The following is a 15,470-nucleotide window of genomic DNA, read 5'->3' as shown; positions in this document are numbered from 1 at the left end:
TTAATGGCGAGTCACGCGGGCGACGCGCGCGGCCCGCCGGTGCCGGTACCCGGCCGTTCCGTGGTTGACTGACGCTCATGGCCTCGTACTCGCGCCCGTTAGCCGGGGTGCCGCGGTGACCGCCGGATCTCCGGCGGCCGTTCGACCACGCAACCGCAAGCAGCTCATCGTCGAGGCGGCAGGCCGGGTGTTCAGCGAACGCGGCTACCACGCGGCGTCCATGGAGGAGATCGCCGCGGGGGTGGGCATCACCGCGGCGGCGCTGTACCGGCACTTCCCGAACAAGTACGCGTTGTTCGCCGAGTGCGCGAACCACATGGTGGACCGGCTCGTCGCCGCGATCGACGGCGTGCCGCCCGAGGGAACCCTGGCGGACGTGCTCACCGCCGCCACCCAGCTCGCGGTCACCCACCGCGCGTCGGGTGGGCTGTACCGGTGGGAAGCCCGGTTCCTCGACAAGGAGGACCGCCACGTGCTCGCGGCGAAGTTCGGGCACATCGTCGAGCGGGTGACCGAGGTGGCGCGAACCGAGCACCCGCTGCCCGAGGAACACCTGCGGGCGGCGGCGGCCCTCGGCGCGATCGGGTCCATCACGATGCACCGCGTCTCGATCGCGCAGCGGCGGCTCGAGGAACTGCTGGTGGCGTCCGCCACGCGGGTGGTCGCGACCGACCCCGCGGCGGCGACCGGCGGCGCGTACCTCGTCGAACTGCCCAGCCGGCCCGTGGCCCGCACGCGGCGTTCGGAGATCCTCGAGGCCGCGATCGCCTTGTTCGAAAAGGACGGTTTCGCCAACGTCACGAACGCCAAGATCGCCGAGGCCGTCGGGCTGGTCCCGTCCGCCCTCTACCGCTACTTCCCCGGCAAGGCCGACATCCTGGCGGCGGCCTGCCTCCAGGCCGCGGGACTGCTGGCCCAGGCGGTGGAACAGAACCTTCACGGGGTCACCGACCCGCACGAGGCCGTGGCCGCGCTCACCGCGACCTACGTGGCCTACAGCTTCGAGCACACCGCACTGACCAGCGTCGCGAACGCCGAACTGGTCGGCTTGCCGTCGAACCTGCGGCGGCCACTGGTCACCGCGCAGCGCGAGCACATCGCCGTCTGGGAGCAGTTGCTGCGATCGGCCCGGCCGGAGCTCGACTCCCGCCAGGCCAGGGTGCTGGTGCACGCCAGCTTCGGCGTGGTCGTCGAGGCCGGGCGCCGGCTGCGGTGGCAGGACAGCCCCGGCCACCGCGATGCCGTCGCCGCACTGCTCGTGGGTGCGCTGGGCGTCTGACCCGGCAGGCTGCGCCGAAAACGCTATGAGTGGGGCATTACTAGCGTTGAACGCAAGTAATGCCCCACTCATAGCACTCGCCGGAGGAGCTAGGTCGTTGGCGAGGCGTCAGGCGACGCAGTTCGCCAGTGTGGCGTTGGGCGCGGGAACTCCCGCCGGCCCGAAGAACAACTTGGCGCAGGCGCTCAGGAACGCCGTGTTCTCCTCGGCGATCCAGTGCCCGCTGTCCGGCGCGACGACACCGCGGACGTCGTCGCCGACCTGGCTGAACGAGTTGGCCACGAGCGGGCCGAAGGCGCCTTCCGCGCCCATCGCCAGTACCGGCATCTGCAGGCGCTGGTGCGCGTTGGCCTTGTTGTTCGTGGCGTCGGCGGCGAAGGCCCGGTAGTACTCGTAGCCCGCGGTCCGGCGGGCCGGGCTCGCGTAGGCCTGGAAGAAGGCCGCCTGGTCGATGCGCTCGGGGTAGCGGGCGCCGCTGAACAGCCAGCCGAGGTAGGTCGGCACGTCGTCGTTGTCGATCAGCTTCTCCGGGACCGGCGCGGCGGTCTGGTTCAAGCCGAGGTGGAAGCTGATGCCGTTGACGTCCTCGAGGCCGAAGCCGGACAGCGGGGTTTCGAGCACGGCCATCCGGACGACCTCGGCCGGGAAGTCCCTGGCGTAGGGGTAGGCGACGAGCGCGCCGGTGTCGTGGCCGAGCAGGGAAACCTGGGTGTAGCCCAGTTTGCGGACGCCCTCACGGATGCGCTTCGCGGTGGTCGCCTTGTCGTAGCCGCCGGTCGGGATGCTCGATTCACCCGCGCCCGGCAGGTCGAACGCGATCACGGTGTGGTGCTCGGCGAGCGAGGGCATCACCTTCGACCACTCCCACCAGGTCTGCGGCCAGCCGTGCAGCAGCACCAGCGGCGGTCCGGACCCGCCGCGGACGTAGTGCAGCGTGGTGCCTTGCACGGCAACGGTTCCGTGACTGAACCCCGGCAGGTTGCCGGACGCCTGCTGGTCGGCGGCCGGGGCGGCGACCGGGTCGGCGCTGGCCGCCGACCCGGCCAGGAGCAGCACGACCGCGGCCAGGGCGGCATACAGGCCGCGGCCCGCGCGCCGAAGGGGCCTGTCTCTTCGGATCACTTGGTTCTCCTTGCGCTACAACGGAAATTGATCTCTCATCGGGATGATCAACTGGAAGTCGACGTCAACGTAGTCCATCCCGCTGGGGGCCAACAACCCTTGAGCGCGAACCGAAGAACGCAATCGAGGAGAAGGGGGAATGTCGCGGATCGTGCTACTTGGCGTGCTCCGCCGGGTGGGGGACGGTCGAGGCGCCCGAGCGGTAAAGGGAACGGAGCTGTTGCTTGGAAAATTTCCCGGTGGCTGTCTTGGGTATTTCGTCGAGGAAGAACACCTGGTCCGGCAACCACCACGAGGCCACGCGGTCACGAAGGTGCTCGCGCACGGACTCGGCGGTCGGCGTGGTCCCGGGGTAGGCGACCACGCAGGCCACCGGCCGCTCGCCCCATTTGGCGTCGGCGACACCGATGACCGCCGCTTCGGCGACATCGGGGTGGTCCATGATGGCGTTTTCCAGTTCGACCGAGGAAATCCATTCACCGCCCGATTTCACCAGGTCTTTGGTGCGGTCCACGATGCGCACGTAGCCGTGACCGTCGATGGTGGCCACGTCACCGGTGCGCAGCCACCCGTCTTCGGTGAACGCGGCGGTGCCGCCGTCCGGGCCGAAGTAGCTGGCGGCGATGGTGGGGCCGCTGGCCTGCAGTTCACCGGGTGTGCGGCCGTCCCAAGGCGCTTCTTGCCCGTCGTCGCCGACGATGCGGACCTCGGTGAGCGGGATGGCCGGACCCGGAGTGCCCAGCAGCGCGCGTTTTTCCTCGTGGGTGTAGTGGTCGTGCGCGGTGCCGATGCGCGAGGTGGTGACCACCGGGCTGGTTTCGGTCATGCCCCAGGCATTGGTCAGCGGCACGCCGATGGTGTCGCGGTAGGCGCGGCTGAGCGCCTCGTCGACCGCGCCGCCGCCGCTCACGATCTGGCGCACCGACGAGAGGTCGTGCTGGTCGAGCAACGGCAGCAGGCCGCGCCAGACGGTGGCGACCGCGGCGCCGAAGGTGACCTTGTGGCGGGCCAGCATGCCCGCCAGTTCCGGCGGGCTCGTCGCGGGCCCGGGGAGGACTAAATCGGCGCCGCACAGCATGGCGCTGTAGGGCAGGCCCCAGGCGTTGACGTGGAACATCGGCACGATCGGCATCACCACGTCGCGTTCACTGATGCCGAAGGTGTCGGCCATCAGGAGCAAACCGGCGTGCAGGACCACGGAACGATGGCTGTACAGCACGCCTTTGGGATTTCCGGTGGTGCCCGAGGTGTAGCACAGGGCGGCTGCGGTGTCCTCGTCGTCGACGGCGAACTTCCGCCCGCTGTCCTTAGTGGACCAGAGAAGCTCTTCGTAGTCGACGATGCGATCGTCGTCGGGGATTTCGTCGTCACCGCCGTCGTCCATCACCACCACCGCGCGCACGGTGGTGAAGGTGTCGATCAGGGGCCAGATGCCAGGCAGGATCGAACGGTCGACGAACAGCACGTCGTCGGCGGCGTCGTTGACGATGTAGGTGATCTGCTCCCCGAAGAGCCGGTGGTTGATGGTGTGCAGCACCCGCCCGGTGCAGGGCACCGCCAGGTACAACTCGGCGTGGCGGTGGCTGTTCCACGCGAAGGTGCCCACCCGGGCGCCGGCCGGTACGCCGAGTTCGTCGAGCGCGTCGGCCAGGCGCCGCACCCGCGCGCACACCTCGGCCCAGGTCATCGTCGTCTCCCCGTCGATCCGGCCGGACACCACGGTCTTGTGCCCGAAGTAGCGTTCGGCCCGCCGGAAGAGGTGGGGCAGGGACAGCGGACGATCTTGCATCAACCCGTGCATCCGCGGGGTACTTCCTTTCGATCGCGGGAGAGTCAGCGTGTGCAGGCGAAGCTCGAGGCGGTGGCCGGATCGCCTGCGCGATAGTGGGGCCAGTACGGGAATTCACACAGGGGACGAGTGCGCTCGTGGTTCGCGTCGGTCACGATCGGACGCGAGGGCGCTTGTCCATTTCGGACCCATCGTTCGAGCGCGGACAGCGAGTCCCAGCCCGCGGTGAACGCGGGTGCGCCGACGTTCGCGTGGTTCGCACCGGGCACGAGGTAGTACCGCAGGAACGTGGCGGTCGAGTGCGCGCCCAGTTTTTCCTGCACCCGCTGGTAATAGTCGCTCGTCGAGCGATGCGACACCAGCTCGTCCGCGGCGCCGTGGAGCAGGATGAGCTTGCCGCCGGCGCGGGCGAACGGGCGGAGGTCCACGTTGTTGCGGTCTTGGATCGTGGAGAGGTAGCTGATCCGGTCGCGCCACTTCCCGGGGTCGCGGGGATCCACGGCGAGGGGACTGTGGCCGGGGTCGCGGGTCAGGAAGTACTTGACCCATTGGTTCCAGTACTGCATCCCGTACCCGCTGGTCACCGGCATGGGATCGGCCGGCGGGGTGGTACCGAAGCCGAGGAACGGGGTCCTCATGTCCGCTCCCGAAAGGAATGGGAAGCCCGGGTAGCCGGTCTCGCCACTGGCGACCCGGTACGGCCACTCGAACGAGGAGGACATGGCGGTCACGGCCGTGAGCTGAGCATCCGACAGACACTCCGGACCGGCGTCGACACCACCGGGGCAGCGAAGTACCTCCGGATTGAAGTGACAGCCGCGCTCGTTCGAGACGACGTTGTCCCGCAGGCCGTCCAGACCGTCACACGCGTTGATCACGCTGTCGTAGAGCAGCTTTTGCTTCTCCACTCCGGGAAAGGCGCCAGGCTGGGCCAAAACCTGCGTCAGGTACCCGAGGTACAGGGCCTCACTGAGGTTGTTCCAGGCCGGATAGGCGGAAATCACACCGTCGAAGGCTTCCGGCCACCGCTGGGCGACGACGAGGGCTTCGCGGCCGCCCGTCGAGCCGCCCGCGAAGTAGACCTCGGCCGGTTTCGTGCGGTAGGCGTGCCGGATGAGGAACAGGCTCGCATCGCGCGTCTTCTTGAGCGCGTCACCGGCGGCGAAGTTGTGCAGGGCTTCGTCGTTCGCGCCGAACGAGCCGTCCAATGATGGTGGTGCAGCCGGATCCTGCTGGTGGCCGGAGTCGCTGGCGAACACCGCGTATCGCCGGGCCAGCGGCACCGGCTGGTCCGCGGGCCCGAACGGCACATTCGCCGTCAGGTCGGGGATGGTGCCGTTGTAGCCGCCGCCACCGAACATCATCGCCTGGCGGTTCCAGCCGTGCGGCAGGCCGACGCGCAGCTTGATCTCGGGCGCCGACGGATCGACGGGGGAGATCGAGGCGTCGACCTGGCAGTAGGTGATCGTCACGCCACTGAGGACAGTGGTCTTGACCGAGGTCGAGGTGACGCGGCCGCCGGTGGTCGGCAGGCTGATCACCGAGGCCGGGATGCTCAGCTGCTCCAGCCCGGCGCATTCCGGCACCCTCGCCGGGTGCCCGGTCGCGGGGCCGGCGCCCGCGATCGCGCCTGTCAGCACCAGGGTCAGCAGCACGGGAAGTCGAGAAAGTGTTCTACGCACGCCGTTCGCCTCTCGGTGTCGTCAGGGGTAGAGCTGCGCGCCCGGGACGGCGTGCGGATCCTTGCGGACCTCCGCGGGATTCGTCTCCGGCAGGAACCACGCGCTGACGAAGGTGATCAGCCCCATGGCCATGATGTAGGCGGCGACCGGCACGGTGCTGCCGGTGTTCGCGATGAGCGCGGTCATCAGGAACGGGGTGCCGCCGCTGACGATGATCGCGGACAGCTGGTAGGCCAGCGACGCGCCCGAATAGCGGACGTTGGGCGCGAAGAGTTCGCCGAGGAAGCTGGCGATCGGGCCGTAGGTCAGCGTCTGGAAGATGAACCCGACCACCACGGCGACGAAGATCAGCGGCAGCGACGCGGTGTCGACGAGCCCGAAGTAGGGAAAGGCCCAGGCGGCGACACCCAGGCCACCGACCAGGATCAGCGGACGGCGGCCCACCCTGTCCGAAAGGTGCCCGGACCAGGGGATGACCACCAGCATCGCCACCGAACTGGCCAGCACGACCGCGAGCAGGGCGTCGCGCTCGAGTTCGAGCGTGCCGGTGCCGTAGCTCAGGAGTCCGGAAATGCTGACGTAGAACAGGCTGTTGGTGGCGGAAAGGAGCCCGCAGCCGAGGAGGATGGTGCCCCACTTGCTCCGGATGACCTGCGCCAGCGGAGCCCGGACCACCGCGCTCTCCGGCCGCGGCGCTTCCTTGTGCAGCTCCCGGAATTCCGGGGTGTCCTCCACTTTGGCCTGGATGTAGAGCACCACCGCGAACATCACCACGCTGAGCAGGAAGGGGATGCGCCAGCCCCAGCTGAGGAAGGCCTCGTCCGGCATCAGGCCGCTGGCCGCCACGAAGATCAGGTTCGAGATGATCACGGCGACGGGAACACTGGTCTGCCCGAAGGTGCCGGCGAAGCCCCGCCGCTTGGGCCCGGCGGACTCGGTGAGCAGGAGCATGATGCCGCCCCACTGACCGCCTGCCGCGAGTCCCTGCAGGAAGCGCAGCGTGACCAGCAGGATCGGGGCCAGCGCGCCGACCGATCCCGCGCTGGGCAGGCAGCCGATCAGGAAGGTCGCGGCCCCCATGAGCGCCAGGCAGGCGACCACGACCGGCTTGCGCCCGTACTTGTCCCCGAAGTGCCCGGCGAGCACCCCGCCGATCGGGCGCGCCACGAACCCGGCCCAGAACGTGCTGAAGGCGAGCAGCGTGCCCGTCAGCGCCGAGGATTCCGGGAAGAACACCTTGGGGAAGACCAGTGCGGCCGCGGTGCCGTAGAGGAAGAAGTCGTACCACTCGATCGAGCTGCCGATGAGCCCCGCGGCCAGCAGCTTGCGGAACGATCGTCGTCGAGTGGCGGGCGGATCGGCGTCCGGGGAGCCGGACTGTCCTTCGGGGTGCGCGAGCGGGGTGGCCATACGTGCCGCCTTCGTCGATAGCCGGCGAGTGATGGCGGTCATAGTATGGCGCGGTTACGCTGCGGTTGAGGTGTGGATCACCCACACCTGGAGTCGGTCCGGTGGAATTTTCCTCCACCTGATTTCGAGGAGGCACGGTGGCCGATGGCGAGGCGGAGTCGTACTCGCTCGCGCGCAGGCAACGTGAACTGGCGTCGTTGTACGCGACCGCGAAGTCGCTCACCGCGCTGGGCGAACTCGACGAGGTACTGCAGTCGATCGTGCACCACGCCCACGAACTGGTCGGCACGGACTTCACCTACCTCTCGCTGGTCGGCGCGGACGGCAGGCTGTCGGCCAGAGCTTCGGAGGGCACGATTTCCGCGTCCTTCCTCGCGGCGGGCATACCGGCCACCGTGGGACTCGGTGGCGAGGTGCTGGCCTCCCGGAGCCCGCACTGGGTGCGCAACTACGGCGCCGCGACCCTGTTCGACCACGACCCGAACTTCGACCGGCTGGCCGCGACCGAGGCACTCGTCGCCCTGCTCGGGGTGCCACTGGTCATCCGGGGCGAAGCGGTGGGCGCCTTGTTCGTGGCGGACCGTTCCGAGCGCTCGTTCCAAGCCGAGGAAATCGCGCTGCTGAGCGCCTTCGCCGATCACGCCGCGGTCGCCCTCGACAACGCGCGTCTCTACGAGGCGAGCCGGAATTCCTTGCAGGAGCTGCGGATCGCGTACCGGAAGATCGAAGAGCACATGGCGGTCATGGAGCGGGCGCAGGCGATCCACGAAGCCCTGACCGGTGTCGTGCTGGAGGGCGGGACCCCGGGTGATGTCGCGCAGCTCCTCGCCGACCAGCTGGGCGGGAGCGTCACGATCCTCGACGGGACCGGCGCCACTCTCGCCCGCCGGGACTCGGCGTCGAGCCCGTGCCGGGCACCCTCGGATTCCGGCCTGGCGGAGGCCGTCGGGAACGCCCACCGCTCGGGCCGCTGCACGACCTCGGTCGACACGGCCGGAGTCGCCCGCAGCGTGGCTTCGATCCAAGCGGGGGACAGCTACCTCGGCGCACTGGCGTGGAGCCGGGAAGCGGTCGCCGATCGCGGTGCCCCGGACGACATGGACCTGCGAACCGTCGAGCGCGCCACCCACATCCTGGGGCTGCTCATCCTCAAGGAACGGGCGGTCGCCGATGCCGGTGAACGGCTGAGCGGGGAGCTGCTGACCGAGTTGATGGTCGGCAGCCCCGGGATCAGCCCGGCCCAGCGCGCCCGCACCAGCGCCCGCAACATCGACGCCGACCGCCTGAACCTCGTCCTCGTCGCGGACTCTCCGGCGCTGTCGTCCACCGATCTTTCGCGGCACCTGCAAGGCATCGCCCGGGACCGCGCGGGACTGGCCGGGGAACACCTGGGCCGGGCCACGATGATCCTGCACAGCGTCGACGACGACCAGACCGTCGAGGAGGTCCACCACCGGCTGCGCCGCGCGCTCGGTGGCGCCGTCGTGGTCGTCGGAGAACGAGCGGCCGACCAGGACTGGTCACGGGCCTTCTCACTGGCCGGCCGCTGCAGCGCGGTGATCCGCGCGATCGGGCACACCGACCTGGGCGCCACCACGGGCCGATACGCCCTCTACGCCATGGTTTTCGACTCCGAACGGGTCCGGGAACTCGACCGGTTCATCGCCGGCTCCATCGGTCCGCTGCTCGACTACGACCAGCGGCGCGGGAGCAATCTCGTCGAGACCCTCAGCGCCTACTACGCCGAGCACACCAACGTCGCGGCGACCGCCCGTGCGTTGCACGTGCACGTCAACACGCTGCTCAAGCGACTGGACCGCGTCGGCAGCGTGCTCGGCGTCGATTGGCGCCACGGCAACGACCTGGAACTGCAACTGGGACTCCGGCTGCACCAGCTCCGAGCGATCCCGGCCGCCCAGGCGGATTGACCGGCCGGCGTCCGGGTGGGTGCGGCCGGGCGACGTGCTGGACACTGGGAGCGGCGGGAAGAACCGAGCGGAGGAGCAGACCAGTGGTGGAAGTCATCGGTGCCGGTTTCGGCCGGACCGGGACCATGTCGTTGCACAGTGCGCTGGACACCTTGGGGTACGCGCCGTGCCACCACATGAAGGAAGTCCTCGGGAACCTGGGTTCCACCACGGCGTGGGCCGAGGCCCTGCGCGGTGACCGCGAAGCGCTGCGCACCGCCGTGGACGGCTACCGGGTCACCCTGGACTTCCCGAGTTGCTTGCTGTGGCGCGAAATGACCGAGTTGTTCCCCGACGCCAAGGTGCTGCTCAGTGTCCGTGACCCGGAAAGCTGGTACCACAGCGCCGCCGCGACGATCTTCAACCCGGTGATGGAAGAGGTCGCCGCGCGACTGGCCGCCAGCGACGACGCGGTGACCACCGAAATGATGACCGCCATGGCGGAGCACGGCTTCGGCGACCACGGCAAGGACGAGACGATCGCCTGGTTCGTCCAGCACAACAAGGAAGTCATGGCCACGGTCCCGGAGGACAAGCTGCTGGTGTACCGGGTGAGCGACGGCTGGGAGCCGCTGTGCGAATTCCTCGGCGCCGAGGTACCGCAGGAGCCGTTCCCGCGTGTCAACGACTCGGCCGATTTCGCGGAGAACGTCGACCGCTTCCTCAGCGACGGCTCCATCGGCTGGTAGCTGTCCCCCGCGCGAGCTAGGCCCAAGTGTCCACTGTGGGGTGACGATCGCGGGGCGCCGGGCCCCTAGCGTTCCTCCAGGCTGCTACTGGAAGGAACGCACGATGAAGCGAATGCGATCGATGGCCGTGGTGTTGATGGCGACCCTGGGCCTCACGATGGCGACGACCACCCCGGCGTGGGCGACCTTCGAAGTCAACCTCTTCGACTGCACGTTCGGCACCGCCGATTTCCTGGTCTTCGGGCAGACGGCAGGCAACGGCCTCGGCACCCGCCGATGCTACGCCGACGCGGGAGACCTGTCGGTCGGCCTGGAGCGCGTCACCAGCTTCAAAAGCGGGAACAACGCAGGCTACTTCGAATACGAGCCAGGTGACGGCTACCGCTACCGGCACCACTTCCCCAAAGGCGAACAAATCACCAAGCGATACGGCTTCGTCGCCCACCTCCACATCAACTAACCCACGCTGCGGCACCCGAACCCCCACACCCAGGCACCCGAACCCCACGTTCAGGCAGGCGAGTCCCACACTCAGCACCCGAGTCCCACGTTCGGGCAGCCGAACCCCCCACTCGGGCAGGCGAACCCCCCACTCGGGCAGGCGAACTCCGCGCTCAGGCAGGCGAACTCCGCGTTCGTGCAGTCGAGACCTGCATCCGGGATCGTGAGTTCGACGTCGCGTTTCGCCTCGGGGCGATGTTCACCACGCGTGCGCCGGAGGCTTCCCGCTCATCCGCGACTCGCGAACGTGGAACTCGGCTGCCCGAGTGCGGGACTCGGCTGCCTGAACGTGGAACTCGGCTGCCTGAACGTGGAACTCGCGTGCTTGAGCGTGGGACTCGGTGGCGCGAACGTTGAGTTCGGGTGCGTGAGTGTGGGGTTCGGATGCGGGAGGGGTTAGATGGGTTGGGCGGTGGGCAGGATGGTGATTTCGGTGAGGTTGACGTGGCGTGGGGCGGCGGCCATGAAGGCGACGGTTTCGGCGACATCGGCGGACTGCAGTACGTCGATCTGCTCGATGAGGTCGGCCATGAGCTGGCTGGCGTCGGGGTCGGTGACGTGGTCCGGTAGCTCGGTGTCGACCATGCCGGGTTCGATGGTGGCCACGCGCACGTTCTTCGGCCCGAGTTCCACGCGCAGCAGCCGGGTGAGGTGGCTGAGGTAGGCCTTTGTGCCGGAGTAGACCGAGAACTTTTCCAGGATCCGGGTGGCCGCGATCGACGAAGTGCTGATCAGGTCGGCCGGTTTCCCCGCCTCCGCGGCGGCCGTCAGGTGTGGCACGAAAGCGCCGATCACGTTCATCACCCCGGTGACGTTCAGGTCGATCTGGCGTTGCCACTCGTCCTGGCGCAGGTCGGTGATGGGGGAGATGAGCTGGACGCCGGCGTTGTTGAAGACCAGGTCGGCCGAGCCGAGCCGATCCTCGACCTCTCGCGCGGCAGCGTGTACCGCGTCCCGGCTGGTGACGTCGACCGGGATGGCGACGGCGGTGCCGCCGTCACCGTTGACGGCGGCCACCAGGGTGTCGAGCTTGTCCTTGCGCCGGGCCAGCACGGCGACCTTCGCGCCGAGTCCGGCCAGCCGCGTGGCGGTGGCGGCGCCGATGCCGCTGGAGGCGCCGGACACCACGGCCACGCGGCCCGCCAGGGGCGTGCCGGTGAGCAGAGCGGACATGATCCATTCCTCCTTCGAGCAGGTCAGACCGTGACGGCGTCCTGGTGGGCGGTGGCGGCGGACTTCTCACGCCACGGCGCCACGTCCTGTTCGATCCGCGCCAGCTTGACCTCCAGCCGTTCGAGGGTGTCGGGACCGAGGTACAGGTGGGTGGGCAGCTCGTCCCCGCCGGTGACCTCGTGGATCAGGGCGGCGGCCTTGACCGGGTCGCCGAGTTGCGTGTGGTTGGCCGTGTCGACCCAGTCGAGGGTCTCGTGCGCCGGTGTGCCGTCGTAGTCGGCGATGCGCCGGCCCGCGAGCGAAAGTGAGCTGGCGTCGAGGAAATCGGTGCGCAGCACGCCCGGCTCCACCACCATGGACTGGATGCCGAACGGCTTCATCTCCGCGGAGAGGGCCTCGCTGATCCCGGCCACGGCGAACTTCGACGCGCTGTACATGCTCACGCCCGGCTCGCCCTCGAAACCCGACCGGGAACCGATGTGGACGAGCTTGCCCGAGCGCCGGCGGCGCATGACCGGCAGCACCGCCCGGGTCATGGCGATCAGGCCGAAGACGTTCAGGTCGAACAGCGACCGCGCCTCGGTGTCGGTGACCTCCTCCAGCGCCCCGAGCAGGCCCCGGCCCGCGTTGTTGACCAGGACGTCGATCCCGCCGAACCGCGCGGTGGCCGCCTCGACGGCCGCGGGGATGGCTTCGGCGTCGGTGACGTCGAGTTCGACGACCAGCGCGTGGGGCGCCGTCCTCAGGTCCTCCGGCACGCGGTCCGGGTTCCGCACCGCGACGACCAGGTCATCACCGCCGTGCAGGGCGGCGCGGGCGATCTCGGCGCCCAGGCCGCGGGATGCTCCGGTAATGAACCAAGTGGTCATGACTGTCTCGCTCCTTCCGGGTCCTCCTTGCTGACGGATTCGAGTTTGCCGAGGTGAGCGGGCCGGATGAAGGTCGCGGGTTTCCTGGGAGTGACGCACCCAGGAACGGCGTGGTCACGCAGCCGGTCGAACGCCTCCGCGGTCGGCGACGCCGGTTCGGCCTGGTAGACGACGAGTTGCTGGTGCGGCGCCCCGTTGACGGTGAAGGCGGAGAAGAGGATGTGCAGGTCGCCGACGTGCGGGTGGTGCAGGTGCTTGCCTTCCTGGGTCTTGGGTTTCACCTCGTGCCGGGCCCACAGCTCGGCGAATTCCGGGCTGCCGCCGGACAGTTCGGCGACCACCTCGGCGATGCGCGTGCTGTCGGGATCGTGCCCGTAGGCGGCGCGGAGTTCGGCCACGCACGAGTGCGCCGCGCGCTCCCACTCCTGGTAGAACCCGCGCCCGGCCGGGTCCAGGAACACCATGCGGGCCAGGTTCTCCGCCGTCGTGAAGCCTTGGTGCAGCGCGGCGGCCATCGTGTTGCACGCCAGGATGTCCAGCGCCGGGCCGAGCACGAAAGCGGGCGAGCCCGTCCACCCGTCCATGAGCTGCAGCAGCTGAGGGCTCACCGGCAGGCCGTCCGTGCGGCGCCCGGCCCTCGCCTCGGGTGGCTGGACCAGGAGCCACAGGTGTTCCGTGGCGGCGTCGTCGAGCCGCAGCGCCCGCGCCACCGCGTCGACGACCTGCGGCGAAGGGCTGGATTCACGACCCTGCTCCAGGCGCATGTAGTAGTCGCTGCTCACCCCGGCCAGGATCGCGACCTCCTCGCGACGCAGGCCCTTGACCCGGCGCCGGCCGTGCTCGGGCAACCCGACGTCGCGCGGCCGCACCGCTTCGCGCCGGGCCCGCAGGAACTCGCCCAGAGGCGTACCGCTCATCACCGTCGTCCCTTCCACCTCGGATCACCACGTGACCCTGATTGCCCGACCGGCGGCATCCGTAATCCGCACGGCCACCGAGATGATTGGTATTACAAACTATGTCCAGTAAGATCTCGGCATGGGACCCGATGACGCGCTCGAGGACGCGCTCGTCCGGGCGTCCTTCCGGGTGATGGCCGTGCTCACCCGCATCGGCGCCGAGCACGACCTGTCCCTCACCCAGCTGCGGCTGCTCGGCATCCTGCGTGACCGCCGGCCCCGCATGACCGACCTGGCCGCGTTCCTGGGGCTGGACAAGTCCACGATGTCCGGCCTCGTCGAACGCGCCGAGCGCCGGGGTCTCGTGGGACGGGACAAGTCGCCGGAGGACCGCCGTGCGACCGACGTGTTCATCACCCCGGCGGGCAGCGAACTCGCGGAACGGCTGCAAGAGGAGGTCCGCTCGGCCCTCGCGCCGTTCACGGACCGCCTGGAGCCGGACGACCGGCAGCTGCTCACGCGACTGCTCGACGTCATGTCCGGCAGGCCACCGGCGTCATGAGGTCAGGAAACCGGCCGGCGCAGTTCGGCACGCCGCCGCGCGAGCAGCAGGCAGGCGAGCACCGAGGCGACCACGAACACCCCGGCCGCGATGGCGATGTAGCTGAACACGCCCGTGGCGGAGTTCACCACGGCCCCGTCGGCGACCACGGTCGTGGCGGAGAGGACCGCCGCGCCGATGAAGCTCATGCCCACCGAGCCGATCGCGCTGACGACGGTGACCATGCTGGCGATCACCCCCTGGCGTTCCGGTGGCGCGAGGGTCGCCGCCATGTTGAACCCGGAAGCCAGCAGGGAGCCCACACACAGGTTGAGCAGCACGGCGAAGGAAATGGCGACGGGCAACGAGGTCACGCCGAAGAACATGCCGAGGGTCCCCACCGTGCCCAGCAGCACACCCGCGGCCAGGGCCACCGCCGGATCGGTGCGGGCCGCGACCCAGCCCGAAATCAGCCCTCCGGCGACGATCCCGACGGCGGGCAGGCCGAACAGCAGGACGAGCGAGCCCTGGGCGTCGAGCCCGTAGCCGAGTCGCTGGTCCGAGGAGACCTGGGCGATGAGGCTGAGGAGCTGGTCCATGCTCTGCACCGCGCCGGTGGCCAGCACGACCACGAACAGCGTGAGGATCAGTGGCCTGCCGAGGTTCCGGATGTCGACCACCGGCTCGGGCACCCGGCTCGCGACGAGGTACCACCGGGCCAGCGCCGCCGCCCCGCCACCGAGCAGGGCGAGCGCCCCCACGCTGAACCAGCCGATGTCCGCGCCGAGGCTGATGTAGCCGAGCACCGCGACCAGGCCGCCGCCCAGCAGCACGGTCCCGGCGATGTCGAGGCGCCCCGGCGTCCGGAACGGGGACTCGGGAACGAAGGCCCGGATGCTGATCACCGCGACGATCGCGAACAACGCCGATCCCGCGAACACGACCCGGTAGCCGAACTCCGCGGCCAGCGGCTCGATGAAGACGGCCAGCGAGATCCCCACCACGCCCGCGCCCGTGGTCACCGCGCCCACCGCGGGCATCGCGATCCGCGGCGCGCAGAGGTCGCGGACGATCGCGACGGTCAGGAAGACCCCCGCCACGGCGGTGCCCTGCACCACGCGCCCGAGTACGAAGACCCAGAGGGTGGGGGCGACCAGGCAGAGCAGCGCACCACCGCAGGCCACGAGCAACGCCACCAGCAGCATCCGGCGCTTGCCGTGGATGTCCGCGCACTTGCCGAACAGCGGAGCCCACATCGCCCCCGCCAGCATCGCGGTGGAACTGATCCACGCCGCCTGGCCGGTGTCGAAGTGGTCGAGCATCTGGGGCAGGACGAACAACGGCGTGACGATCACCGTGTCCGCGGTGAGGTTCGCGAGGAGCAGTGCCGCGATCTGACCGATGAGGCGCCGGTTCCACCGCGTGTGCGGTGGCTTGCCCGGCGGGGCTTGGGTGCTCAGGGTGGTGTCCACGAAACTCCTTCGGTGGGGTGCCTGAATAGTGCCTACGGGCGAAGGTAATGACGGAAAAGGCTGTGCCGGCGGGTTCT

The 15,470-nt window shown here is 69.4% G+C and carries 13 protein-coding genes; 5 read left to right on the top strand and 8 right to left on the bottom strand.

The window, feature by feature from the left end:
• The first annotated feature begins 115 nt into the window (after window positions 1-115).
• Entirely contained in the window at window positions 116-1,279 is a 1,164-nt protein-coding gene (locus tag L3Q67_RS35045; protein ID WP_499185702.1) for a TetR/AcrR family transcriptional regulator, read from the top strand.
• A 108-nt stretch (window positions 1,280-1,387) separates the two neighbouring features.
• Here the strand turns inward: L3Q67_RS35045 and L3Q67_RS35040 are convergent, their stop codons facing one another.
• The 4 genes from L3Q67_RS35040 to L3Q67_RS35025 all read right to left on the bottom strand — a co-directional run bounded on the left by L3Q67_RS35040 (window position 1,388) and on the right by L3Q67_RS35025 (window position 7,282).
• Window positions 1,388-2,401: an alpha/beta fold hydrolase gene (locus L3Q67_RS35040; RefSeq protein WP_499185701.1), complete on the bottom strand. Its 1,014-nt coding sequence runs from the start codon at window positions 2,399-2,401 to the stop codon at window positions 1,388-1,390.
• A gap of 154 nt (window positions 2,402-2,555) precedes the next feature.
• Window positions 2,556-4,190 (bottom strand): long-chain fatty acid--CoA ligase, encoded by a 1,635-nt coding sequence (locus tag L3Q67_RS35035; RefSeq protein WP_499185700.1) that lies wholly within the window; start codon window positions 4,188-4,190, stop codon window positions 2,556-2,558.
• Between the two features lie 44 nt (window positions 4,191-4,234).
• Window positions 4,235-5,872 (bottom strand): alpha/beta hydrolase family protein, encoded by a 1,638-nt coding sequence (locus L3Q67_RS35030; protein ID WP_499185699.1) that lies wholly within the window; start codon window positions 5,870-5,872, stop codon window positions 4,235-4,237.
• A gap of 21 nt (window positions 5,873-5,893) precedes the next feature.
• Window positions 5,894-7,282 (bottom strand): MFS transporter, encoded by a 1,389-nt coding sequence (locus tag L3Q67_RS35025; RefSeq protein ID WP_499185698.1) that lies wholly within the window; start codon window positions 7,280-7,282, stop codon window positions 5,894-5,896.
• Window positions 7,283-7,419: 137 nt separating this feature from the next.
• On the opposite strand from L3Q67_RS35025, the gene L3Q67_RS35020 reads away from it, so the two are divergent.
• The 3 genes from L3Q67_RS35020 to L3Q67_RS35010 all read left to right on the top strand — a co-directional run bounded on the left by L3Q67_RS35020 (window position 7,420) and on the right by L3Q67_RS35010 (window position 10,398).
• A complete protein-coding gene (locus tag L3Q67_RS35020) occupies window positions 7,420-9,210 on the top strand; it encodes a helix-turn-helix domain-containing protein (RefSeq protein WP_499185697.1) in 1,791 nt (596 codons plus the stop codon).
• 83 nt (window positions 9,211-9,293) lie between these two features.
• Window positions 9,294-9,938 carry a sulfotransferase family protein gene (locus tag L3Q67_RS35015; RefSeq protein ID WP_499185696.1) on the top strand — a complete coding sequence of 215 codons (645 nt, stop codon included), beginning with the start codon at window positions 9,294-9,296 and terminating at the stop codon, window positions 9,936-9,938.
• Window positions 9,939-10,041: 103 nt separating this feature from the next.
• Entirely contained in the window at window positions 10,042-10,398 is a 357-nt protein-coding gene (locus tag L3Q67_RS35010) for a beta/gamma crystallin domain-containing protein (protein WP_499185695.1), read from the top strand.
• Window positions 10,399-10,835: 437 nt separating this feature from the next.
• On the opposite strand, the gene L3Q67_RS35005 is transcribed toward L3Q67_RS35010, so the two are convergent.
• The 3 genes from L3Q67_RS35005 to L3Q67_RS34995 are packed head-to-tail and all read right to left on the bottom strand — an operon-like array spanning window position 10,836 to window position 13,398.
• Window positions 10,836-11,612, bottom strand: a complete 777-nt coding sequence (locus L3Q67_RS35005) for an SDR family oxidoreductase (protein WP_499185694.1) — start codon at window positions 11,610-11,612, stop codon at window positions 10,836-10,838.
• A gap of 23 nt (window positions 11,613-11,635) precedes the next feature.
• Window positions 11,636-12,481 (bottom strand): Rossmann-fold NAD(P)-binding domain-containing protein, encoded by an 846-nt coding sequence (locus L3Q67_RS35000; RefSeq protein WP_499185693.1) that lies wholly within the window; start codon window positions 12,479-12,481, stop codon window positions 11,636-11,638.
• Entirely contained in the window at window positions 12,478-13,398 is a 921-nt protein-coding gene (locus L3Q67_RS34995) for a helix-turn-helix transcriptional regulator (protein ID WP_499185692.1), read from the bottom strand. The genes L3Q67_RS35000 and L3Q67_RS34995 overlap by 4 nt, the downstream gene beginning before the upstream one ends.
• Window positions 13,399-13,519: 121 nt before the next feature.
• Here L3Q67_RS34995 and L3Q67_RS34990 point away from each other — a divergent pair, with 121 nt between their 5' ends.
• Window positions 13,520-13,942 (top strand): MarR family winged helix-turn-helix transcriptional regulator, encoded by a 423-nt coding sequence (locus tag L3Q67_RS34990; protein ID WP_499185691.1) that lies wholly within the window; start codon window positions 13,520-13,522, stop codon window positions 13,940-13,942.
• Window positions 13,943-13,944: 2 nt separating this feature from the next.
• On the opposite strand, the gene L3Q67_RS34985 is transcribed toward L3Q67_RS34990, so the two are convergent.
• Window positions 13,945-15,393, bottom strand: coding sequence for an MFS transporter (locus tag L3Q67_RS34985; protein ID WP_499185690.1), 1,449 nt, complete (start codon window positions 15,391-15,393; stop codon window positions 13,945-13,947).
• Window positions 15,394-15,470: the final 77 nt, after the last annotated feature.

The sequence above is a fragment of the Saccharothrix sp. AJ9571 genome, from assembly GCF_021725495.1.
Taxonomy (GTDB): domain Bacteria; phylum Actinomycetota; class Actinomycetes; order Mycobacteriales; family Pseudonocardiaceae; genus Amycolatopsis; species Amycolatopsis magusensis.
The sequence above is the reverse complement of the archived record's forward strand: the minus strand, read 5'-3'. Positions and strand labels throughout refer to the sequence as shown.

Excerpts from the sequence above, each read along its gene's own strand:
- L3Q67_RS35005 (WP_499185694.1), bottom strand. The coding sequence starts at position 11,612 with ATGTCCGCTCTGCTCACCGGCACGCCCCTGGCGGGCCGCGTGGCCGTG.
- L3Q67_RS35025 (WP_499185698.1), bottom strand. The coding sequence starts at position 7,282 with ATGGCCACCCCGCTCGCGCACCCCGAAGGACAGTCCGGCTCCCCGGAC.
- L3Q67_RS34995 (WP_499185692.1), bottom strand. The coding sequence starts at position 13,398 with ATGAGCGGTACGCCTCTGGGCGAGTTCCTGCGGGCCCGGCGCGAAGCG.
- L3Q67_RS35000 (WP_499185693.1), bottom strand. The coding sequence starts at position 12,481 with ATGACCACTTGGTTCATTACCGGAGCATCCCGCGGCCTGGGCGCCGAG.
- L3Q67_RS35010 (WP_499185695.1), top strand. The coding sequence starts at position 10,042 with ATGAAGCGAATGCGATCGATGGCCGTGGTGTTGATGGCGACCCTGGGC.
- L3Q67_RS34990 (WP_499185691.1), top strand. The coding sequence starts at position 13,520 with ATGGGACCCGATGACGCGCTCGAGGACGCGCTCGTCCGGGCGTCCTTC.
- L3Q67_RS35035 (WP_499185700.1), bottom strand. The coding sequence starts at position 4,190 with ATGCAAGATCGTCCGCTGTCCCTGCCCCACCTCTTCCGGCGGGCCGAA.